A 22,219-nucleotide genomic window follows, 5' to 3' on the forward strand; every position below is an offset into this window, starting at 1 on the left:
GATGAGCGAAACCATGGCGCTGGCCCTGCCGATCGGGGTGATGGTGGTCATCCTGCTGCAAGTGGTCCTGCTCTGGCGGGCGACGCGGCCGGCTGACGATGCCCGCTCGCTGAGCGAACTGCGCGACAGTCTCGAGCGCGGGCTGGCACGCCTGGAGCGCGAACTGCGCGAAGAAATGGCGCGCGGCCGGCGCGAAGACGCCGAGGAATCCTTCCGCGACCGGGAGGAGCGCGCCCAGTCGGCGAGCCTGCTCGGCCAGGCGGTCAGTACCCAGATGGGCCAGCTCGGCACCTTGCAGGCCGAGCGCCTGGAGGCCTTCGCCCGCGAACTCAACCGTTTCTCGCTTGGCCTGGACGAGCGCTTCGAGCGTCTGCGTACCGGTGTCGAAAGCCGTCTCGGCGCCATGCAGGCTGATAACGCCGGCAAGCTCGAGGAAATGCGCCGTACCGTCGACGAGAAACTGCATGCGACGCTGGAGCAGCGTCTGGGCGATTCCTTCAAGCTGGTCAGCGACAGGCTGGAGCAGGTGCATCGCGGTCTGGGCGAAATGCAGAACCTGGCGGCCGGGGTCGGCGATCTCAAGCGCGTGCTGAGCAACGTCAAGACCCGCGGCACCTGGGGCGAAGTCCAGCTGGCGGCCTTGCTCGAACAGTTGCTGACGCCGGCCCAGTACGCGGCCAACGTGGCCACCCGGCCGGGCAGCAACGAGCGTGTCGATTTCGCCATCCGTCTGCCGGGGCGAGCGGAGGCCGAGGTCGTCTGGCTGCCGGTCGATGCCAAATTTCCGATCGAGGATTACCAGCGCCTGATCGACGCCCAGGATCCGGAAGCCGCCGAAGCTGCGGCGAAAGCCATCGAGACGCGGCTCAAGCTGGAGGCACGCAGCATCCGCGACAAATACGTGGCGCCGCCCCATACCACCGATTTCGCGCTGCTCTACCTGCCGGTCGAAGGGCTGTACGCCGAGGCCCTGCGCCGGCCCGGACTGGCCGAACTGCTGCAGCGCGAATACCGGGTCAGCCTGGCCGGGCCGACCACGCTGGCGGCCCTGCTCAACAGCCTGCAGATGGGCTTCCGGACGCTGGCCATCGAGCAGCGCTCGGCCGAGGTATGGGCCGTGCTCGGGGCGGTCAAGGGCGAGTTCGGCAAGTTCGGCGAGGCGCTGGCGCATACCCGCAAGAAGCTGGAGGAGGCGAGCAACAGCATCGTCCGCGCCGAAACGCGGACGCGCCAGTTGTCGAGAAAACTCAAGGACGTCGAGGCCTTGCCGGCCGACGATGCGGAAAAACTGATAGCGGGAGAGGGCGATGACGAAACGTGCTGAACTGGAAAACGCCTATCGGGCAACAAGCTACCGGGTATTCCTGCCGGCCGGGAGTTTCGAACTGCGCATCGATGCAGCTTGCCCGGCGCTGGCCGAATGGCTGGCCGGGCGCGGCGAAACGGGCTTTGCCATCATCACCGCCTGCAATCCCGGCGGTGAGAGGGCCGATGCCGGACGCAACGCCGAGCGTCAGTCGGCGCTCGAATGCGACCTGCTGGAAGGCAACTACGAACCCTATGCCGCCGAAAACGTCGCCGACAGCGGGGATTGGCCGGTAGAGGAAAGTTGCTTCGTACCCGATATTGCACTTGAGGATGCGCTCGCACTGGCGGAAGATTATGGACAGAACGCCATCGTGTGGGGCGGGGCAGACGGGATTCCCCGTCTGGCCTGGACGGAAGACATCGAATAATGATCCGGAAAATCGGCCGCTTCGAAATTCGCGGCGAACTGGGGCGGGGTGCGCAGAGCACGGTCTATCGCGGTTTCGACCCGCAATTGCAGCGGGAAGTCGCGATCAAGACCTTGCATTTCACGCGCCCGGACCCGGCGCAGAACAAGGTGCTGCTCGACGAGGCGCGGGCGGTCAGCCAGTTGCGCCACGCCAATATCGTGCCCATTTTCGAAGCCGGCGAGGAGGGCGGGGACATCTTCCTCGTCTTCGAACTGGTGCCCGGCCAGAATCTCGCCGAACGCCTGCGCCAGGGCGGCGCGCTGCCGGTACTCAAGGCGCTGTCCATCCTGCGCCCGGTGCTCGATGCGGTGGCCCACGCCCACGCCCGGGGCATCATCCACCGCGACCTGAAGCCTTCGAACATCCTGATCGATGAAAACGGCACGCCCCGGGTCATGGACTTCGGCATTGCTGCCCGGGTCGATGCGCCCAGCGACAGCCGGGACGAACTGAGCGGCACTCCGGCCTACATGGCGCCCGAATACATCGACCGCCGCGAGTGCAGCGCGCGTTCCGACGTCTTTTCCGCCGGCCTGGTGCTCCACGAAATGCTGGCGGGCCGCCGGGCAATCTCCGGCGACAGTCTCGGCGAGATGTTCCGCCGCATCCTCAGCGAGGACATCCGCCTGCCCGACGACGTGGCCGTCGATGAACGCCTGGGCAGCATCCTGGCCAAGGCGCTGGCTCGCGACCCGGGGCTGCGTTATCAGGAAATGGCGCAGTTCATCGCCGCCCTCGACGATTATTCGGAAACCGACGAGGCGCCGGTCATCGATACGGTCGGCCGCCAGGCCACCATCGATTTCCTGCTGCGCCGGATGCGTCACAAGAGCGATTTTCCCGCCTTGTCGGAATCGGTCAGCGCGATCAACCGCATTGCCAACAGCGAGACGGAAAGCGTCAACAAGCTGTCGAACACCATCCTCAAGGACTTCGCGCTGACCAACAAGCTGTTGCGGCTTGTCAATTCGGCCTATTTCCGGCCGGCTGGTGGCGGCAATATCAGCACGGTGTCGCGGGCGGTGGTCGTGCTCGGCTTCGAGAGCGTGCGCAACATCGCCATCACCGTCCTGCTGTTTGAACACCTGCAGAACAAGGGCAACGCCAACCAGTTGAAGGAAGAATTCCTGCGCGCCAACCTGGCCGGTGTCCTGGCCAAGGACATCGGTGCTGCGGCCGGCATGCACGATCTCGAACAGGCCTTCATCTGCGCCTTGTTCCACAATCTCGGCCGCCTGCTGTCGCAGTACTATTTTGCCGAGGAGTCCGATGAAATCCGCCGCATCATGGCCCAGCGCGGATGCAGCGACGACCAGGCGGCGCAGCAGGTGTTGGGAATTTCCTTCGAGGATCTCGGGATTGCCATCGCCCGCCAGTGGGGGTTCCCGTCGGTGATCGTCGGCTCGATGCGGCGGCTGCCGCCCGGTCACCTGCGCAAGCCGGCGACGACCGAGGAGCGCCTGCGCGTGCTCGCCGGTTTTTCCGGCGTGCTGTGTGACCTCATCGGGCAGGGCGAGCATGAGGCCGGCAAGCAGCAGTTGCAGAAGGTGCTGGGGCGCTTCAACGAAGCCGTGCCGCTTGACGAAGCGGAAGTCATGCAGACGGTACGGCGCGCGGTCGAGGAAATTTCCGATTTCGCCCGGATCATTCATCTGAACGTCCAGCAAACGGCGTTCGGCCGGCAGATGCAGCAATTTGCCAGCAGCGCGGACGAGGCGGCGGCTCCGCCGGTCGACGATTCCCTCGACGGCACCTTGTTGCGCGATGCCGTCGCCCCCGGGGTGCTCGAAGACGTGACCGGCAATGGCGCGGCCGACGCCCAGGCGGTGCTGACGGCTGGCATCCAGGACATCAGCAATACCCTGGTCGACGGTTATCGCTTGAACGACATCCTGCGCATCATTCTCGAAACCATGTACCGGGCGATGGGTTTCAAGCGGGTACTGCTGTGTATCCGCGATGCCAAGTCGGGCAGCATGCAGGGGCGTTTCGGCTTTGGTCCGGAAGCGACCGAAATTGCCCGCAACTTCCGCTTCCCCCTCAGTTTTACCCCGGACATCTTCCATGCCGCGACCTCGAAGGGCGCCGACATCCTGATCCACGACATCGACGACCCCAAGATTGCCGGGCGCATTCCGGACTGGTATCGGCAGGCGGTGCCGGCGCGTTCCTTCGTGCTGCTGCCACTGAACATCAAGGGCAGTCCGGTGGCACTGATCTACGCCGACTGCGACGAGGCCGGCGGCATCGTCATCCCGGACAAGGAGTTGTCGCTGCTGCGCACCCTGCGCAATCAGGCGGTGCTGGCGATCAAGCAGGGCGGATGACAAAAACCCGCCGGGCGGCGGGTTTCAGTCAATCACCAGAGTTGCCACCAGGGCGTTTTGCGTTCGATCCCGGTGACGTAGAACTGGCTTTCCGGGAAATTCTTGCGCAATACGCGGTCGGCGTCGTTGCGCAGATCTTCCATGCCGAGCTTGTCGTAGGCCAGGTAGAGGATGTACAGGGCTTCCTCAATGGCTGGCGCCTGCGGGTAGGTTTCGACGGCGACCTGTGCGCGGTTGGCAGCAGCGATGTAGGCGCCACGCTTCATGTAATAGCGGGCAACGTGAACTTCCAGCGAGGCCAGGGCATTGACCAGATAGTTCATGCGCTTGATCGAGTCGGCTGCGTATTTGCTCTTCGGGAAGCGTTCGACTAGTTCCTTGAACGAGTCGAAGGCCTCACGGGCCGCCTTGGGGTCGCGTTCGGTCAGGTCCTGGTTGCTCAGGTGGCCGACCAGGCCGAGGTCTTCATTGAAGTTGATCAGACCTTTCAAATAAAACGCGTAATCGACAGCCGGATGGTTCGGGTGCAGTTTGATGAAGCGGTCGGCGGCGGCCAGGGCGGAGCCGGGTTCGCCGGACTTCCAGTAGACGTAGGCCAGTTCGATTTGTGCCTGCTGGGCAAAACGGCCGTAAGGGTAGCGTGCCTCGAGCTTTTCCAGCATCTTCACGGCTGTGTCCCAGGAGCCATCGGCTTGTGCTTCCTTGGCTGCCGCGTAGAGACGTCCAGCCGACCAACCGGCGGTTTCGTCGTATTCCGAGCCCGTGGTGCTGCAACCGGCAAGTACGGCGAGAGCAAGTATGGCAAGCAAAGACCTCAGACCGGCGGTGAACGAAGCGAATGCAGGTAAACTGCGCATCATGAACGATCCTTATGAAAACTCGGGCGATTATAGCCCAAGCGAGCCGCTCCAACTGAGCGTTCCTGACGGCTGCGGCGGGAAGCGGCTCGATCAGGCACTGGCCGAGCTGCTGCCGCAGCATTCGCGCAACCGCCTGCAGGGCTGGATTCGCGACGGCCTGGTCGAAGTCGATGGCGATATCGTCAGCGAACCCAAGCGCAAGGTGCTCGGCGGCGAACGCCTGTTGCTCGCTGTGCCGGACGACGCGGTGACCACCGAACTGCCGGAAGACATTCCGCTCGACATCGTCTTCGAGGACGAAACCCTGCTGGTCATCAACAAGCCGGCCGGACTGGTCGTGCATCCGGGCAGCGGCAACTGGAGCGGCACCCTGATGAACGCGCTGCTCCATCATGTGCCGGGCATTGCCGAGGTGCCGCGCGCCGGCATCGTGCACCGTCTGGACAAGGACACCAGCGGCCTGCTGGTGGTCGCCAAAACGCTGGAAGCGCAGACCGATCTGGTGCGCCAGTTGCAGGCGCGTACCGTCAAGCGCCAGTACCTGGCGCTGGCTGCCGGCCAGATCCGGCGGGACAGCGGCGTCGATTCGCCGATCGGCCGGCATCCGGTCAATCGCATCAAGATGGCGGTGGTGCCGGAAAGCCGCGGCGGCAAACCGGCGCTGACCTGGTACCGGCGGCTGGAACTGTTTCCGTACTGCACGCTGGTCGAATGCGCGCTGGAAACTGGCCGCACCCACCAGATCCGCGTCCATATGGCATCGATCGGTCATCCGCTGGTCGGCGACCCGGTCTATGGCAAGAACGATCCGCGTTTACCGGTCTTCAAACGCCAGGCCTTGCATGCGACCCGACTCGGCCTGGTCCATCCGCTGAGCGGCCGGCAGATGCAGTGGGAAGTGCCGATGCCCGAGGACATGCGCGAACTGCTCGACACCCTGCGCCATGGCTGATTTCCTGATTCCCGACTGGCCGGCGCCGGCCAATGTCCGGGCGCTGCAAACCCTGCGCGACGGCGGTTGCAGCCCGGCGCCGTGGAGCAGCTTCAATCTGGGTGATCACGTCGGCGACGAAGCCGCGCGGGTCGCCGCCAATCGCGCCCGTCTGCGTGCCGAACTCCCCGGCGAACCCTGCTGGTTGCGTCAGGTGCATGGCGTCGGCGTCGTCGATGCAGCGCAGACTGCGGCCGGTGCCGAGGCCGATGCCGCATACGCCACGCAGGTCGGGCAAGTTTGCGTCGTGATGACTGCGGATTGTCTTCCGGTGCTGTTCTGCAATCGCCAGGGGACGGTGGTTGCGGCAGCGCACGCCGGTTGGCGCGGCTTGCTGGCCGGGGTGCTGGAAAACACGCTGGTGGCCATGCAGTGCCCGCCGGGCGAGGTCATGGCCTGGCTGGGGCCGGCCATCGGCCCCGACAATTTCGAAGTCGGCGACGAGGTGCGCAGCGCTTTTGTTGCACACGATGCTGCGGCCGGCGAGGCATTCCGGCCGCAGGCCGGCGGCAAGTGGCTGGCCGACCTATACGCGCTCGCCCGTCGGCGGCTGAACGCTGCCGGCGTCGTCGCCATCCACGGCGGTGGATTGTGCACCGTCGCCGATGCCGGGCGTTTCTTCTCCTACCGGCGCGACGGCGTCACCGGGCGCATGGCCAGCCTGATCTGGCTGGCCTGACTTGGCCTGCATCGCCTCCCGATAGGCGCGACGCTGTCGGCGTACCTTGCTGCCGCTCATCCACAGCAGGATGCTGCAGGGCAGGAGTCCGTAAAAGACAAAGGAAATGACGCCAGCGACAACGCTGGCTTCATTGACGGCGATAAGGAGGGTGACGTAGAGCCACCCGATGGCGATGATGTACATCCGGTAATTATGCATTGACAGTGTCCGGACGGGTATGCAGAATCCAGAAGCTGCAGCCCACGACAACCAGCGAGAACAGAATTCCATGACGCAAGGATCGAACAATAACGAGGCTTTTCTGGGGTCAGCCATGCAGTTCATGCAGGCAGGACAGACCATGGCCCAGCAGTTCATGGAATTTCTCGGCAAGAATGCGCAAGCCCAGGGTAATCAGCCGCCGCAAATCGACCCGCAGGCGCTGACGGCGCTGCAGAAGCGCCTGATGGATCAGCAGATGTCGCTGTGGCAGGCCATGCTCGACAAGCAGAAGGGCGCGCCGCAGGCGTTCAAGGTCGAGCCCGAACCCGGTGACCGCCGTTTTGCCGCACCGGCCTGGCGCGACAGCCCGATCTACGATTACCTGCATCAGGCCTACCTGCTCAATGTCCGTTACCTGAAGGAAATGGTCGAGGTGCTGCCGGCGCAGGACGACAAGGCGCGCGACAAGATGCGTTTCCTGGCCCGCCAGGTGGCCGACGCGATGGCGCCGACCAATTTTGCCGCGACCAACCCGGAATTCATCCAGCTGGCCCTGGAAACCAAGGGCCAGAGCATTACCGACGGCATCAACAACCTGCTCAAGGATTTCGAGAAGGGCCGCATCTCGATGACCGACGAATCGGTGTTCGAGGTCGGCAAGAACATTGCCACCACCGAAGGCGCCGTCGTTTTCGAGAACGAGGTCATGCAGTTGATCCAGTACGCGCCGCTGACCCCCAAGGTTGGCACGCGGCCGCTGCTGGTGGTGCCGCCGTGCATCAACAAGTTCTACATCATGGACCTGCAGCCGGACAATTCGTTGATCCGCTTCCTGGTCGAGCAGGGCAATACCGTATTTCTCGTCTCCTGGCGCAACCCGATGGAAGCGCAGGGCCATCTCGGCTGGGACGATTATCTCGAGCACGGCCCGCTGGCCGCGATTTCGGTGATCCGCGAAATGACCCGGGTCAAGCAGATCAACGCGCTCGGCTTCTGCGTCGGCGGCACCATCCTGACTTCGGCGCTGGGCGTGCTCAAGGCGCGCGGTGAAGACAGCGTCGCCTCGCTGACCTTGCTGACCACGCTGCTCGATTTCTCCGATACCGGCGAGATTGGCCTGTTCATCGACGAGCAGGCGCTGACCACCCGCGAAGCGACGATCGGCCAGGGCGGGCTGCTGCCGGCGCGCGACCTGCAGAATACCTTCTCCTTCCTGCGTGCCAACGACCTGGTCTGGAACTACGTCCAGAACAACTACCTCAAGGGCCAGAAGCCGCAAGCCTTCGACCTGCTTTACTGGAATTCCGATTCGACCAACCTGCCGGGGCCGTTCGCCTGCTGGTACATGCGCAACATGTACCTCGACAACAGCCTGCGCGTGCCCGGCAAGCTGACCATGTGCGGCGAGACGGTCGATCTCGGCAAGCTCGACATGCCGGTTTACCTGCTGGCCACGCGCGAGGATCACATCGTGCCTTGGCAGTCGGCTTACCTGAGCACCCGCATCCTCGGCGGCAAGCTGCGTTTCGTGCTTGGTGCCTCGGGGCATATTGCCGGCGTGATCAACCCGGCGAGCAAGAACAAGCGCAGTTACTGGATCAACGACGATGTACAAGCGGACGCCGATGCCTGGCTGGGAACGGCGACCGAAATGAAGGGCAGCTGGTGGCTCGACTGGGCCAACTGGATCAAGGAGCACTGTGGAGAACAGCGCGCCGCGCGCAAGATCGGCACAACAAAATACAAAGCCATCGAGCCGGCACCGGGCCGTTACGTCAGGGAACGTGCGGTCTGATTCCCCAAGTCCGACAAGGAGACAAAAAATGTTGCGAGTTGCACTGATTACCGGCGGTATGGGCGGCCTCGGCGAAGCCATCTGCATCAAGATGGCGGCGCTGGGCTACAAGGTCGTGACCACGCATTCGCCGGGCAATGCCAAGGCGGAGGAGTGGCTGAAGAACATGAATAACATGGGCTATGGCTTCAAGGCCTATCCCTGCGACGTCACCGATTTCGACTCGGCCAAGGCCTGTGTCGAAACCGTCACCCGCGAAGTCGGGCCGATCGACGTGCTGGTCAACAACGCCGGCATCACCCGCGACATGACCTTCAAGAAGATGACCAAGGCCGACTGGGATGCCGTCATCCGCACCAACCTCGACTCCGTCTTCAACATGACCAAGCAGGTCATGGACGGCATGGTCGAGCGCAAGTGGGGGCGCGTCGTCAATGTGTCTTCGGTCAACGGCCAGAAGGGCGCCTTCGGTCAGACCAACTATTCCGCCGCCAAGGCCGGCATGCACGGCTTCACCAAGGCGCTGGCGCTGGAAGTCGCCAAGCAGGGTGTCACGGTCAATACCATCTCGCCGGGTTATATTGGCACCAAGATGGTGACGGCCATTCCGCAGGACATCCTCGATTCCAAGATTCTGCCGCAGATTCCCGTCGGGCGTCTGGGCAAACCAGAAGAAATCGCCGGCCTCGTTGCCTACCTCGCTTCCGATGAAGCGGCGTTCGTCACCGGGGCCAACATTTCCATCAACGGCGGTCAGCATATGTTCTGACCGGCGTTTTTTAACCCCGCTTTATCAATAAGGAAGGAAATAACATGACGCAACGTGTCGCTCTCGTTACCGGTGCCATGGGTGGTCTGGGTACCGCCATTTGCCAGCAACTGGCCCAGGCCGGTCACAAGGTGGTTGCCGCCTATCACCCGCAATTCGACAACAAGGACGCCTGGCTGGCCGAAATGTCCGCTGCCGGTTTCAACGACTTCGTCTGCGTCGGCGGTGACGTCTCCGTGCTGGAAGACTGCCAGAAGATGGTTGCCGAAGCTGAAGCCGCCTGCGGCCAGGTCGACATCCTGATCAACAATGCCGGCATCACCCGTGACCGCATGTTCGCCAAGATGGAAAAGGATGGCTGGGATGCCGTCATCGCCACCAACCTGACCTCGCTGTTCAACATGACCAAGCAAGTCTCCGCCAAGATGGCCGAGCGTGGCTGGGGTCGTATCGTGAACATCTCGTCGGTCAACGGCGTCAAGGGCCAGGCCGGCCAGACCAACTACTCGGCTGCCAAGGCCGGCGTCATCGGCTTCACCAAGGCCCTGGCTGCCGAACTGGCTGCCAAGGGTGTGACGGTCAACGCCATCGCCCCGGGCTACGTGGCCACCAAGATGGTCATGGCGATCAAGCCGGAAGTCCTGCAGACCATCGTCGATTCCGTGCCGATGAAGCGCCTGGCCAAGCCGGAAGAAATCGGCTACGCCTGTTCCTACCTGTGCAACGAACTCTCCGGTTTCACCACCGGCGCCACGATCAACATCAACGGCGGCCTGTACTACCAGTAATTTTGCACTGCACCACGAAGGGGCGCCCATGGGCGCCCTTTTTTTCGGCTATAATGTTGCGCTGCACATAAACCAGTCTTGAGGCCTCAGCATGTCCGAACCGGTTCGCCTGATCAAGAAATATCCCAATCGCCGTCTGTATGACACCAAGACGAGTGCATACATCACGCTGGGGGATGTCAAGGAACTGGTGCTCAAGTTCGAGTGCTTCAAGGTGGTGGATGCCAAGAGCGGTGAGGATCTGACCCGCAGCATCCTGCTCCAGATCATCCTGGAGGAAGAAACCGGCGGCGTGCCCCTGTTCTCCTGCGATCTGCTTTCCGGTTTCATCCGCTTCTACGGCAGCACCTCGCAGAACATGCTGGGTCGCTACCTGGAAAACAACATGAAGACCTTTGTCGATTTCCAGCAGAAACTGCAGGAGCAGTCGCGTACCATGTACGGTAGCGACACGGCCAGCGTGCAGGCGGATTTCTGGAACCAGTTCCTGAATTTCCAGCAGCCGGCGATGCAGAACATGATGACCGCCTACATGGATCAGTCGAAGAAGATGTTCCTGTCGATGCAGGACCAACTGCAGAATCAGACCCGTTCCATGTTCCCGGGATTCCCGCCCGGCGATTCGGGCGACAAGTAAAAGAAACGGCCGCAACAGCGGCCGTTTTCACGTGGGGCGGGCGAGGCTCAGGAACGTGGGCCGCGCTCGTCGCGCTTGGCCGGCTTGGTCTCGGCAAGCTGCTTGCGCTGTTCCGGCGTCAGGATGTCCATGACCTTGCGTTCGGCCTGCAGGCGGGACATTTCCATGTCGGCGCGCTGCTTAGCGATCTGGTCGACCAGTTGGCGGGCCTTGGCTTCGCTGTAGTCAGGCGTTGCCTTCAGGGCCTGCAGTTCCTTTTCGCTCTTGCGCAGGCTCTTCATCTGGTCACGCATGGCCGGGGCCTGGGCGTGCATGATGTCGAAGATCTTGTCCTGCTGGGCTTCGCTGAGGTCGAGTCGATGCAGGCCGCGCATGGCCATCTTGTCGCCCATCATGCCGTGGCCGCCATGCATGCTGGTCTGGCGCATGCCGTCCTTGCCGTCACAACCACCGGCCTTGCCGCCGGGATAAGCCATGGCGGCAAGGGGGACGGCGAGGGCGATGCCGGCAACGACGAGCAGACGCTTGGGCTGGATGAAGTGCTTCATGATGTTCTCCTGTGGATGAGCCGGAAATGGACCGGCGACAGGAGGAAGCTTAAGGACATCGACGTAAGCTGTCGTTTGCCATTTGTAAGGAATCGTTTCAGCCGGTCACACCGTCCAGCGCCTTGCTCAGCCGGGCGACCGCCGCTGCCGGGTCGTGCAGCTTGTCCAGACCGAACAGGCCCAGGCGGAAGGTGCGGAAATCGGCCGGCTCGTCGCACATCAGCGGTACGCCGGTAGCGCTCTGCACGCCCTGGGCGATGAATTTGCGGCCGTTCTGGATGTCCGGGTCGGTGGTGTAGCTGACGACCACGCCGGGGGCCTGGAAGCCTTCGGCGGCGACGCTGGGGAAACCGCGTTCGACCAGCAGCGCGCGCACGCGCCGGCCGAGTTCCCATTGTTCGGCGCAGACCTTGTCGAAACCGTAAGCCTCGGTTTCGAGCATGACCTGGCGCACCGAGGCCAGGGCGTCGGTCGGCATGGTCGCGTGATAGGCGTGGCTGCCGCTTTCGTAGGCTTCCATGATCTGCAGCCATTTCTTCAGGTCGCAGGCGAAGCTGGTGCTGCTGGTCGCGTCGATATGCGCGCGGGCGCGCTCGCCCAGGGCGATCAGCGCGCAGCACGGCGAGCCGCTCCAGCCCTTTTGCGGGGCGCTGATCAGCACGTCGACATCGTTGGCGGCCATATTCACCCAGACGGTGCCGGAAGCGATGCAGTCGAGCACGAACAGGCCGTCGACCGCGCGCACTGCGGCGCCGACGGCGTGCAGGTAATCGTCAGGCAGGATCATCCCGGACGAGGTTTCGACATGCGGCGCGAAAACGACTTCCGGTCGGTGCTCGCGGATGGCCGCAACCACTTCCTCGATCGGTGCCGGGGCAAACGGTGCCTGGGCGCCGCTGCCTTGCTGGCGGGCCTTGAGGACGATGCTTTCGGACGGGATGTGACCCATGTCGAAAATCTGCGTCCAGCGGAAGCTGAACCAGCCGTTGCGGATGACCATGACCTTGCGCTGCGTGGCGAACTGGCGGGCTACCGCTTCCATGCCGAAGGTGCCGCTGCCGGGAACGATGATCGCTGCCTTGGCGTTATAGACCTTCTTGACGATGCGCGAGATGTCGCGCATGACGCCCTGGAACTGCTGCGACATGTGATTCAGCGCCCGGTCGGTATAGACCACGGAGTATTCGAGCAGGCCGTCGGGATCGGGATGGGGGAGCAGGGCGGGCATGGATGTCTCCGGCTGATGTTGTTGATCAGGGGGCGAGGATAGCGCCGTCGTCGAATTCCGGCTAGTGCGGGCGTGGTCGTCTGTATCACCAGGGGGCGTCGGATTCACCGCTGGCAAAACGTCCTTGCAGGAAGTCGAGGAACGTGCGCACCTTGGCCGAGAGTTGGTGACGCTGCGGATAGAGCGCGTGGATGTCGGCCGAGATGCCCGCCCAGTCGGGCAGTACGCGGACCAGCCGGCCGCTGCGCAGGTCGGCGGCGATGTCCCATTCCGAGCGCAGGATGATGCCGTGCCCGGCCAGCGCCCAGTCGACGGCGATTTCGCCGTGATTGACGGCGAGCGGGCTGCGCACCTTGACGGTGACCTGCTGGTTGCCGTCGGTCAGTTGCCAGTTGTTGAAGGCGCGCTCGTTCTCGCGGATGACGATGCAGTCGTGCGCCTGCAGGTCGCGCGGCGTTTGCGGCACGCCGCGGGCGGCGAGGTAGGCAGGGGCGGCGCACAGCAGGCGGCGGTTGGGCGCGATGCGCCGGGCCAGGATGCGCGCATCCGGCGGCGGGCCGAAGCGGATGGCGATGTCGAGGGCGTGCTCGGTCAGGTCGAGCGTGCGGTCGGAGAGGTGGAGGATGACCTCGATGTCCGGCCAGTCGCGAACGAAATCCGAAATGGCCGGGCCGAGGTGGCGGCGGCCGAAACCGAAGCCGGCGTTGATGCGCAGCAAGCCCTGCGGTCGTTCTCGGCTGTCGAGCAGCGAGCGTTCCAGGCGCTCGATGTCGCGCAGGATCTGCTCGCCGTCTTCCAGGTAACGCTCGCCTTCCGGCGTCAGGCTGAGCCGGCGCGTGGTCCGGTTGAGCAGGCGCACGCCCAGGCGCTGTTCTAGCGCCGCCAGCCGTCGACTCACCGCCGGCGGCGTGATGCCGAGCGCCTGCGCCGCCGCTGCCAGGCTGGGCTGGCGGGCAAGCAGGCTGAAGAAGGCGAGGTCGGGGACGTCGTTCATTCGTGCTTTAAACGCAATAATAAATTGAATTTTGCGCCATTGTATCTTTCGCTGTGCTGAATATCATGGCTTTTCCCTCATTGACCGCAACATTCACATGCCGCTGCTCCACCTGCTTCCCCTTGCCGATCTCTCGCTGGCGCTGGCCATTGGCGCTGCCTTGGGTTTCTTCGGTGGCCTGTTCGGCATCGGCGGCGGCATCATCGCCATTCCGCTGTTCGTGCTCGCCTTCGCCATGGATCAGGCGATGGCCCAGGGCACGGCGCTGGTGCTGATGGTGCCGAACCTGCTGATCGGCTGGTGGCGTTACAGCCGCAAACATCCGGTCGGCTGGCGGGCGGTGCTGGCGATTGCGCTGCCGGCGACGCTGACCACCTGGCTGCTGGCGCATTTCGCGACGCGGCTCGACGCGCAATTGCTTGGTCACCTGTTCTGCGCCTTCCTTGGCATCCTCGCGCTGCGCCTGCTCTGGCAGGGACGTTGCGGGCGCGAACCGCTCACCGGCGTACCGTTGCGCCCGGCGGCGCTGCCGCTGGTCGGCGTTGCCGGCGGCAGCAGCATGGGCTTGCTCGGCATCGGCGGCGGCCTGGTCGCCACGCCGCTGCTCTCCGGCTGGCTCGGTCAGCGCCAGACCGTGGCGCAAAGCCTGGCGCTGGCCCTGGTCGCGCCGAGTTCGCTGGTCGCACTCAGCGCCTACGCCGGCGCCCAGCGCGTAGACTGGAGCCTAGGCCTGCCGATGGCGCTCGGTGGCATGTTCACCGTCGCTGCCGGCGTTGCGCTCGCGCACAAACTGCCGGAACGCCGCATGCGCGCAGCCTTCGCCTGGATGCTGCTGGCCACGGCGTTGTGGCTGGCGCTGGCGCCGCGCTGAGACAAAGCTCGCATGGGTTGAAACCGTTTATCATGTTGCTTTGCAATGACAAAAGAATTATCGATCAAGGCGAGTAGTTAGTTCGAATCAGAGTTAACGAGCCTTGTTAATCGCGGTTTGCAATAAATCGCAATTTGCTATAAATTGGCGATGAAGCTGATATCAAACAAAGCACTGAGGGATTTTGCGATCAGGCATCCGGCTGCGGATGCCCCTTTGCAGAATTTTCGGGTGCTGGTGGAAAAAGGCTGTTTTGCCAGCTACTCAGATTTGAAGTTGACGTTCGGCAGTGTGGATAAGGTCGGTGAACGTTATGTGTTCAATATCGGTGGCAACAAGTATCGCTTGATTGCCGCTATTGCCTTCGCGCCACAGCTGTTCTGGATCAAGGCCGTGTTGACTCACGCCGAATACGACAAAGGAGGGTGGAAATGAGTGTTGAAGATTTGCTGGCACCCTGGCAGACAGTCAATGCAGCCCTCGGTTTGTCCGGTCCGGTCCGGGACGATGCTCACCATGCCGAGTTGCTGGCTTTTGTGGACGAGGTTTTCGAACGTTTTGGCAATGACGATCAACACCCGATCTTCACCTTGGTTGCCTTGGTTGCCGACCGCATCCGCGAATACGAAGATCGCGTACATCCCTGGCCGGACAATTCCACACCGGCCAGCCGTCTGGCTTTCCTGATGGAAAGCCATGGTCTGAATCAGAAGGACTTGCCTGAGGTGGCGACGCAGTCCGTCATTTCCGAGATACTGTCGGGCAAACGGCAGATCAATCTTCGTCAGGCCGCGGCCTTGGCTAAACGCTTTGGTGTGCCCCTGGAGTTATTCGCCGGTTGAAGCCGGTATGGCTGGCTCTCAGCACCAGCCCTCAACCGCCATCTTGCGGCGCAGGAAAGCAATCTGTGTCTGCAGCGGCAGATCCTTCGGGCAGATGTCGTGGCAGCCGAGCAGGCTCATACAGCCGAAGACGCCGTCGTCGTCGCCGATCAACTCAAAAAACTCGGCGTCGCTACGGGTGTCGCGCGGGTCGAGGCGGAAGCGGGCGATCTTGTTGAGGCCGACGGCGCCGACGAAGTTTTCGTTCATCTGTGCCGTGCCGCAGCCGGCGATGCAGCAGCCGCATTCGATGCAGCGGTCGAGTTCGTAGATGGCTTCGGCCAGTGCCGGTTCCATGCGCGCTTCGAGGGCGTCGAGGTCGACGGCTTCGCTTTGCGCGATCCAGGTTTGCAGGCGTTCGGCAGTGCCGCGCATCCACTTGCCGGTATTCACCGACAGATCCCCGATCAGCTCGAAGAAGGGCAGCGGGGCGAGGGTGATGTCGCTGCCGTAGTCGCGCGTCAGCGTGCGGCAGGCGAGCGCCGGTCGGCCGTCGACCAGCATTGCGCAACTGCCACAGATGCCGGCGCGGCAGACGAAGTCGAACTGCAGGGAAGGGTCTTGCGTCGCGCGGATTTCATTGAGCGCGATGAACAGCGTCATGCCTTCCGCTTCTTCCAGCTCGAAGGCCTGCAGATAAGGTTTGCTTGCCGGATCGGCCGGGTTGCAGCGCAGGATGTGCAGGGTCAGCCGGCGCGGCGCCTGACCCGGTTTCGGTTTGCGGAACAGGGTGATCATGCGTTCTCTCCAAGGTGCGCATTGTCCCCGCGCAAATGCTCCGGCAGCAGATGGCGGAAAGGCATCAGCGCGGCTTGCACGGCGTGCCGGTCGCTGCCGGCCAGGGCGGCACGGGTGGCGTCGACTTCGGCCTGGCGGCTGGCGGTTAGCGGGTGTTCGATGGCATCGCGCGTGCCGTAGCCGCGCCAGCCAGGTGGTAGTTCCATGCGGGTGATGTCGAGCGGCTCGTAATTCAAGGTCGGCAAGGTTTGCTCGCTGTCGGGCCAGCTTGCCAGCGTGCGCTTGAGCCAGTCGGCGTCATTACGCTGCGGGTAATCCTCGCGGAAATGCGCGCCGCGGCTTTCCGTGCGCTGCAAGGCACCGTAGCTGACGCACAGCGCCAGCTTGAGCATCTTCTGCAGGCGCCAGGCCAGCGTCAGTTCGGGGTCGGCGCCGCCGCGCCGGCCGGAAAGGCCGAGGTCGCGGCTGCGCAAAAGCAGGCTTTGCAGCGTGTTGACCGCAGCATTCATGGCTTCACCATGGCGGACGATGCCGACCTGGGCGGTCATTGTCGATTGCATTTCGCGCAGCAGCAGGCTGGCGCTTTCCTGGCCGTGGTGATTGGCGATCGCGGCAAACTCCGCCTGCGCGCGCTCGAAACATTGGCGGATCAGCGCGGTGGAAACGGTCAGTTCGCCGTCCGGCGAAGCGCAGAAATCGGCGATGGCGGTGCCGACGATCATTCCGGAAACCACGGTTTCGGCCACCGAGTTGCCGCCCAGCCGATTGAATCCGTGCAGGTCCCAGCAGGCCGCTTCGCCGCAGGCGAACAGACCCTTGAGGCCGCGTGCCGCGCCCTGCGCGTCGGTGCGGATGCCGCCCATCGAATAATGCTGGGCCGGGCGCACCGGAATCCACTGCTTGGCCGGGTCGATGCCGAGGAAGTACTGGCAGATTTCCTTCACTTCGCGCAGCTTGTGATTGATGTGGGCGGCGCCGAGCAGCGTGATGTCCAGCCACAGATGCTGGCCGAAACGGTTGCTGGCGCCCTTGCCGGCCTTGATGTGCGCTTCCATGCGCCGCGACACCACGTCGCGCGACGCCAGTTCCTTCTTTTCCGGCTCGTAGTCGGGCATGAAGCGGTGGCCATCGACATCGCGCAGCAGGCCGCCGTCACCCCGGCAACCTTCGGTGACCAGGATGCCGGCGGGGAAGATCGCGGTCGGGTGGAACTGGATCGCTTCCATGTTGGCCAGCGGCACGACGCCGGTGTCCAGCGCGATGGCAGCGCCGATGCCTTCGTTGATGACGGCGTTGGTGGTCGCCTGGTAGAGCCGGCCGAAGCCGCCGGTGGCAATGCAGGTGGCTTTGGCGACATAGGCTGTCAGTTTGCCGTCGATCAGGTTGCGGACGATGGCGCCGTGGCAGCGTTCGCCGTCGTGGATCAGCGCCACCGCCTCGCGCCGCTCATGCACCGGAATACCTTCGGCAACGGTCTGGTCGCTGACGGCGTACAGCATGGCGTGGCCGGTGCCGTCGGCGACGTAGCAGGTGCGCCATTTGCGCGTGCCGCCAAAATCGCGGGCGGTGATCAGGCCGTGGGCGTCGACGCTTTCCGTCAGCGTCACCGGCTTGCCGTCGATGATCACCGTGCGCTCGCCGGCCTCGACGCGGTTCCACGGCACGCCCCAGGCGGCTAGCTCACGTACTGCCTTGGGTGCGACGTGGGTGAACATGCGCGCGACCTCCTGGTCGCAGCCCCAGTCGCTGCCGCGTACGGTGTCCTCGAAATGGACGTCCTCGTTGTCGCCAGCGCCTTTCAGTGCATTGGCCAAGCTGGCTTGCATGCCGCCCTGGGCAGCGGCCGAATGCGAGCGCTTGGGCGGTACCAGGCTGAGGATGATCACTTGCTGGCCGCGTTTCTTTGCTGCCAGACCGGCGCGCAGGCCGGCCAGTCCGCCGCCGATGACGAGGACGTCGCTGTGGATGATGTCCATGATTCAGTGCTTTCCGTGGTCGACCGTCGTCTGTCCCGGCGGCAGGTAGCGCTCGCCGGCGCGGTCGGCGTGGGCGCGACCCAGGTCGATGTAGGCCAGCAGCGTGACCAGGCCGAGGGTGATGAAGAAGGCGCTGAAGGCGTGGCGGATGTGGCGCAGGCGACGGCGTCCGGCATTGGCGTCATCACCGACGAACCAGCCCCATTTGACCGCCAGCCGGTACAGGCCGATACCGCCATGGACTTCGGCGGTGAACAGCAGCGCCAGATAGATCGGCCACATGCCGCCGGTCCATACACGGTCGGCGGATTCGTACGGGCCGATCAGCTGGGGTTGGCTGACCATGTCGTAAAGATGGATGGTGGTCAGGAAAAACAGCGCGAAGCCGGTCATCACCTGCAGCCACCACAAGCTGGTATCGCCGTGGCGCAGCCGGCGCCGATGGGTGGAGAAGGCGTGGTACTGGCGATAGCCGGCGGGGATTTTCCGCATCGCCAGCCAGGCATGGGCGACCAGCAGGCCGGTGACGCCAGCGGCAACCATCGACACCAGCGCCGGCTGCGGCTCACCGAACAACCATCCTCCCTCGAAGAAACGGGCGACGCTGTAGAACAGTTCGTGGCTGATCAGGATGGTCGCGACAAAAAACATGTGGGCGACGAGAAACAACGCCAGCACCAGGCCGCTGAGGCTCTGCAGCAGGTCAAGACGTGCCGGCCAGCGGCTGTTGGCCGGCTGGGTATCGGTGAGCACCCGGTGGGCCCGGTCGTTTTGCTGTGGGCGGGCGGCGGCTGGGGGATTTTCCGGAAGGGCGGGGGCGAGGGCGGTTTTGGCGATTTGGCGCATGGCTGATCTTCCTTTCCGGACGCTTTTCTGGCTGTTGTTATGGCTGCAATTTATCACGCCCGGAACGAATTGCCGACAATTAATTGTGCAATGCAACAATTCGTAATGTTCTGTCTATCAATTGTTTTATTGCTTTTGTGGTTTTCAATGCGGCGGTGCAGCATGGTGTTTCCGATGCTTGCTGCCTGCTTCTGTTAAGATGCTGCGGGCCGCATCCGCCGCCTAGACCTCCCCCGAAAACCGCACCTTGTCTACCCTCCAGGAAATCTTCTCGCCCGATGGCGCCTTTGCGCGTGCCATCGACGGCTACCGCATTCGTCCGCAACAGGTCGAAATGGCCGAGCGCATCGCCGAGGCCATCAAGAACAACGCGGTGTTCATCGCCGAAGCCGGTACCGGCACCGGCAAGACCTTCGCCTACCTGGTGCCGGCGCTGAAGTCGAACGGCAAGGTGATCGTGTCGACCGGGACCAAGACGCTGCAGGACCAGTTGTTCAACAAGGATCTGCCGACCGTGCGCGACATCCTCAAGGCGCCGGTCAAGATTGCGCTGCTCAAGGGTCGCGCCAATTACGTCTGTCCCTACCACCTGCAACGCTCGCTCGCCGACGGTCGTTTCCTGACCCGCGAGGACGCCGCCGACGCCCGCCGCATCTCGGTTTTCGCCAAGACAACGCAGAGCGGCGACAAGGCCGAGTGCGTCGAGGTGAACGAAAACTCGCCGGTGTGGGGGCACGTCACCTCGACGCGCGACAACTGCCTCGGTCAGGAATGCCCGGACTACAAGGAATGCTTCGTCATGCAGGCGCGCAAGGAGGCGATGGCGGCCGATCTGGTGGTGGTCAATCACCACCTGTTCTTTGCCGACGTGATGCTGCGCGACGAGGGCATGGCCGAACTCCTGCCGGCCTGCAACACGGTGATCTTCGACGAGGCGCACCAGTTGCCGGAAGTGGCGACGCTGTTCTTCGGCGACAGCGTGTCGACCGCGCAATTCCTCGATCTCGCCCGCGATGCGCGGACCGAGGCGCTGACTCACGCCCGTGACTGCCTCGATCTGCCGGTCGCCAGCAAGTCGCTGGAGAAGGCGGCCAAGGATCTGCGCCTGGCCGTCGGCATCGACGCCGGCCGTTTTTCCGCCGGCCAGTTGCTGGAAAAACCGGAATTCGCCCCGGCACTGCAGGGGCTGCTCGAAGAAATCGCCCGCTTTGCCGCCATCCTCGAAACCCAGGCCGAGCGCGCCGAAGGGCTGGAAAAATGCTGGCAGCGCGCCGGCGAACTGGTCCAGCGCCTGAGTCAGTGGCAGCAGCCGGCCGACGCCGGCTATGTGTATTGGGGTGAGGCTTTCACCCACTCGCTGCAACTGAACGCGACGCCGCTCGACGTCGCCAACATCTTCCGCAAGCAGATGGGCGGTCATCCGCGCGCCTGGATCTTCACCTCGGCAACGCTAGCCGTGCAGGGCAAGTTCCACCATTACTGCGCCGAACTCGGCCTCGGCGAACCGGATTCGGCCTGCTGGCACAGTCCCTTCGACTACGGCGAGCAGGCCGTGCTCTACGCGCCGCTGGGCATGCCCGACCCGAACGCCTGGAACTACACCGAGTCCGTCGTCGACGCCGCATGGCCGGCGGTCAAGGCGGCCGGTGGCGGTGCCTTCTTCCTGTGCACCAGTCTGCGCGCGATGCGCCGTACCCACGAACTGCTCAAGGCCAGGCTCGAAGACGAAGGCCTCGACATGCCGCTGCTGGTCCAGGGCGAGGGCAGCAAGAACGACCTGCTGCAGCGCTTCCGCCACCACGGCGCGGCGATCCTGGTCGGCAGCCAGAGTTTCTGGGAAGGCGTCGACGTGCGCGGCGAGGCGCTGTCGCTGGTGGTCATCGACAAGATTCCCTTCGCACCGCCCGACGATCCGGTGCTGGCGGCACGCATCGAGGAAATGAAGAAGCAGGGCCGCAACGCCTTCATGGAATACCAGCTGCCGCGCGCCGTGATCAACGTCAAGCAGGGCGCCGGCCGGCTGATCCGCGACGAGACCGACAAGGGCGTGCTGATGATCTGCGATCCACGACTTATATCAAAGCCTTACGGCCGTCGCGTATGGCAAAGTCTGCCACCGATGAAGCGCACCCGCGAACTGCAGGTCGTCCTCGACTTTTTTGCCAACCGATGAAAACCACCTTCGACCAACTGGCCGCCCGCCAGCCGCAACTTTTCTCTGCCGCCGACATCCGCGTCGACAAGGCGCAGCTCGAAGCCATGGCCGAGATTGTCGGCGCCATCGAGATGGTCCTGGCCTTGCCCGCCTTCCGCGCCGAGGTGCTCGCCCGGGCGCCGGAAAGCGCGCGCTGGCCGGTCGTCGCGCGCAGCGTGTTCATGGGCTACGACTTCCATCTGACGCCGGCCGGCCCGAAACTCATCGAGATCAACACCAATGCCGGCGGTGGTCTGCTCAACGCCTACCTGCTCGCCGCGCACGGCCATGCCGACGAGGCGGCCACCTTCGTTGCCGAGATCCTCGAGATGTTCCGCGCCGAATGGCGGCTGGAACGCGGCGACGCGCCGCTGACGCGCATCGCCATCGTCGATGAAGCGCCGGCCGGGCAGTTTCTGGCGCCGGAGTTCGAGTTGTTCCGCGATCTGTTCGCCGCCAACGGCATCGATGCGGTGATCGCCGACCCGGCCGATTTCGTCCGCGACGGCCAGCGTCTGCTTCACGACGGCCAGCCGATCGATCTGGTGTACAACCGGCTGACCGATTTCTATCTCGAAGGCGAGCCCTGCCGCGCCATCCGCGCACTCTTCCAGGCCGGCGGCGTGGTCCTGACCCCGCATCCGGCGGCGCACGCCACACATGCCGACAAGCGCCACCTGATGCTTTTGTCCGATGCCGACAAGCTCGCCGCGCTCGGCATCGATGCCGCCACGCAGCGCATCCTGCTGGCTGGCGTGCCGCGCACCATCGCCGTCGATCCGGCGCAGGCCGAAACGCTGTGGGCCGAGCGCAAGCGCTGGTTCTTCAAGCCGCCCACCGGCTTCGGCAGTCGCGCCGCCTATCGCGGCGACAAGCTGACCAAGCGCGTCTTCGAAGACATCCTCGCCGGCCACTACATTGCCCAGGAAATCGCGCCGCCGTCCGAGCACGAGGTCATCGTCAATGGCGAGGCGCAGACGATGAAGGCCGACTTCCGCTGCTTCGTATACGACGGCCATATCCAGTGTGTCGCCGCCCGCCTGTATCAGGGGCAGACGACCAATTTCCGTACTCCCGGCGGCGGTTTCGCGCCGGTGTTTGCGGCTTGAACAGGT

General features: G+C 63.9%; 21 protein-coding genes. 14 read left to right on the top strand and 7 right to left on the bottom strand.

Annotation, left to right across the window (positions count from 1 at the left end; all coding sequences use genetic code 11):
- Nucleotide 1 precedes the first annotated feature (1 nt).
- The 3 genes from G471_RS0111705 to G471_RS0111715 are packed head-to-tail and all read left to right on the top strand — an operon-like array spanning nt 2 to nt 4,105.
- Complete coding sequence (locus G471_RS0111705) at nt 2-1,324, top strand: DNA recombination protein RmuC (RefSeq protein WP_028995504.1); 1,323 nt, start codon at nt 2-4, stop codon at nt 1,322-1,324.
- Nucleotides 1,308-1,736 carry a DUF3293 domain-containing protein gene (locus G471_RS0111710; RefSeq protein ID WP_028995505.1) on the top strand — a complete coding sequence of 143 codons (429 nt, stop codon included), beginning with the start codon at nt 1,308-1,310 and terminating at the stop codon, nt 1,734-1,736. Before G471_RS0111705 ends, G471_RS0111710 begins: the two co-directional genes overlap by 17 nt.
- Nucleotides 1,736-4,105, top strand: coding sequence for a serine/threonine protein kinase (locus G471_RS0111715; protein WP_028995506.1), 2,370 nt, complete (start codon nt 1,736-1,738; stop codon nt 4,103-4,105). Before G471_RS0111710 ends, G471_RS0111715 begins: the two co-directional genes overlap by 1 nt.
- A gap of 32 nt (nt 4,106-4,137) precedes the next feature.
- On the opposite strand, the gene G471_RS0111720 is transcribed toward G471_RS0111715, so the two are convergent.
- Nucleotides 4,138-4,965, bottom strand: coding sequence for an outer membrane protein assembly factor BamD (locus G471_RS0111720; RefSeq protein WP_245580555.1), 828 nt, complete (start codon nt 4,963-4,965; stop codon nt 4,138-4,140).
- On the opposite strand from G471_RS0111720, the gene rluD reads away from it, so the two are divergent.
- From rluD to phaR, 6 genes are all read left to right on the top strand, one after another.
- The gene (gene rluD / locus G471_RS0111725; protein WP_028995508.1) at nt 4,964-5,917 is read left to right on the top strand and encodes a 23S rRNA pseudouridine(1911/1915/1917) synthase RluD; all 954 of its coding nucleotides are present in this window, start codon (nt 4,964-4,966) and stop codon (nt 5,915-5,917) included. The two genes, G471_RS0111720 and rluD, sit on opposite strands and share 2 nt — an antisense overlap.
- A complete protein-coding gene (pgeF, locus tag G471_RS0111730; RefSeq protein ID WP_028995509.1) occupies nt 5,910-6,635 on the top strand; it encodes a peptidoglycan editing factor PgeF in 726 nt (241 codons plus the stop codon). Before rluD ends, pgeF begins: the two co-directional genes overlap by 8 nt.
- Before the next feature lie 316 nt (nt 6,636-6,951).
- Complete coding sequence (gene phaC / locus G471_RS0111735) at nt 6,952-8,634, top strand: class I poly(R)-hydroxyalkanoic acid synthase (RefSeq protein ID WP_245580556.1); 1,683 nt, start codon at nt 6,952-6,954, stop codon at nt 8,632-8,634.
- A 28-nt stretch (nt 8,635-8,662) separates the two neighbouring features.
- The gene (gene phbB / locus G471_RS0111740) at nt 8,663-9,403 is read left to right on the top strand and encodes an acetoacetyl-CoA reductase (protein WP_028995511.1); all 741 of its coding nucleotides are present in this window, start codon (nt 8,663-8,665) and stop codon (nt 9,401-9,403) included.
- A gap of 44 nt (nt 9,404-9,447) precedes the next feature.
- Nucleotides 9,448-10,191 carry an acetoacetyl-CoA reductase gene (gene phbB / locus G471_RS0111745; protein ID WP_028995512.1) on the top strand — a complete coding sequence of 248 codons (744 nt, stop codon included), beginning with the start codon at nt 9,448-9,450 and terminating at the stop codon, nt 10,189-10,191.
- A gap of 91 nt (nt 10,192-10,282) precedes the next feature.
- Nucleotides 10,283-10,828: a polyhydroxyalkanoate synthesis repressor PhaR gene (gene phaR / locus G471_RS0111750; protein WP_028995513.1), complete on the top strand. Its 546-nt coding sequence runs from the start codon at nt 10,283-10,285 to the stop codon at nt 10,826-10,828.
- A 47-nt stretch (nt 10,829-10,875) separates the two neighbouring features.
- Here the strand turns inward: phaR and G471_RS17545 are convergent, their stop codons facing one another.
- The 3 genes from G471_RS17545 to G471_RS0111765 all read right to left on the bottom strand — a co-directional run bounded on the left by G471_RS17545 (nt 10,876) and on the right by G471_RS0111765 (nt 13,598).
- On the bottom strand, nt 10,876-11,376 hold the full coding sequence (locus G471_RS17545; protein WP_051295459.1) for a Spy/CpxP family protein refolding chaperone: 501 nt from the start codon (nt 11,374-11,376) through the stop codon (nt 10,876-10,878).
- A gap of 97 nt (nt 11,377-11,473) precedes the next feature.
- Complete coding sequence (locus tag G471_RS0111760; RefSeq protein ID WP_028995514.1) at nt 11,474-12,604, bottom strand: pyridoxal-phosphate-dependent aminotransferase family protein; 1,131 nt, start codon at nt 12,602-12,604, stop codon at nt 11,474-11,476.
- 85 nt (nt 12,605-12,689) lie between these two features.
- Nucleotides 12,690-13,598: a LysR family transcriptional regulator gene (locus tag G471_RS0111765; protein ID WP_028995515.1), complete on the bottom strand. Its 909-nt coding sequence runs from the start codon at nt 13,596-13,598 to the stop codon at nt 12,690-12,692.
- A gap of 97 nt (nt 13,599-13,695) precedes the next feature.
- Here G471_RS0111765 and G471_RS0111770 point away from each other — a divergent pair, with 97 nt between their 5' ends.
- The 3 genes from G471_RS0111770 to G471_RS0111780 all read left to right on the top strand — a co-directional run bounded on the left by G471_RS0111770 (nt 13,696) and on the right by G471_RS0111780 (nt 15,311).
- Nucleotides 13,696-14,469, top strand: coding sequence for a sulfite exporter TauE/SafE family protein (locus tag G471_RS0111770; protein WP_028995516.1), 774 nt, complete (start codon nt 13,696-13,698; stop codon nt 14,467-14,469).
- A gap of 150 nt (nt 14,470-14,619) precedes the next feature.
- Entirely contained in the window at nt 14,620-14,904 is a 285-nt protein-coding gene (locus G471_RS0111775; protein ID WP_028995517.1) for a type II toxin-antitoxin system HigB family toxin, read from the top strand.
- Nucleotides 14,901-15,311 (top strand): helix-turn-helix domain-containing protein, encoded by a 411-nt coding sequence (locus G471_RS0111780; RefSeq protein WP_028995518.1) that lies wholly within the window; start codon nt 14,901-14,903, stop codon nt 15,309-15,311. The genes G471_RS0111775 and G471_RS0111780 overlap by 4 nt, the downstream gene beginning before the upstream one ends.
- 18 nt (nt 15,312-15,329) lie before the next feature.
- Here the strand turns inward: G471_RS0111780 and G471_RS0111785 are convergent, their stop codons facing one another.
- The 3 genes from G471_RS0111785 to G471_RS0111795 are packed head-to-tail and all read right to left on the bottom strand — an operon-like array spanning nt 15,330 to nt 18,910.
- Nucleotides 15,330-16,088, bottom strand: a complete 759-nt coding sequence (locus G471_RS0111785) for a fumarate reductase iron-sulfur subunit (RefSeq protein WP_051295460.1) — start codon at nt 16,086-16,088, stop codon at nt 15,330-15,332.
- Nucleotides 16,085-18,064, bottom strand: coding sequence for a fumarate reductase flavoprotein subunit (locus tag G471_RS0111790; RefSeq protein WP_028995520.1), 1,980 nt, complete (start codon nt 18,062-18,064; stop codon nt 16,085-16,087). Before G471_RS0111790 ends, G471_RS0111785 begins: the two co-directional genes overlap by 4 nt.
- Nucleotides 18,065-18,067: 3 nt before the next feature.
- On the bottom strand, nt 18,068-18,910 hold the full coding sequence (locus G471_RS0111795; RefSeq protein ID WP_081700241.1) for a fumarate reductase cytochrome b subunit: 843 nt from the start codon (nt 18,908-18,910) through the stop codon (nt 18,068-18,070).
- A gap of 247 nt (nt 18,911-19,157) precedes the next feature.
- Here G471_RS0111795 and yoaA point away from each other — a divergent pair, with 247 nt between their 5' ends.
- Nucleotides 19,158-21,083, top strand: coding sequence for a DNA repair helicase YoaA (gene yoaA, locus G471_RS0111800; protein WP_028995522.1), 1,926 nt, complete (start codon nt 19,158-19,160; stop codon nt 21,081-21,083).
- Nucleotides 21,080-22,213 carry an ATP-grasp domain-containing protein gene (locus G471_RS0111805; RefSeq protein ID WP_028995523.1) on the top strand — a complete coding sequence of 378 codons (1,134 nt, stop codon included), beginning with the start codon at nt 21,080-21,082 and terminating at the stop codon, nt 22,211-22,213. Before yoaA ends, G471_RS0111805 begins: the two co-directional genes overlap by 4 nt.
- Nucleotides 22,214-22,219 lie beyond the last annotated feature (6 nt).

This window comes from Azonexus hydrophilus DSM 23864, assembly GCF_000429605.1.
GTDB lineage: Bacteria > Pseudomonadota > Gammaproteobacteria > Burkholderiales > Rhodocyclaceae > Azonexus > Azonexus hydrophilus.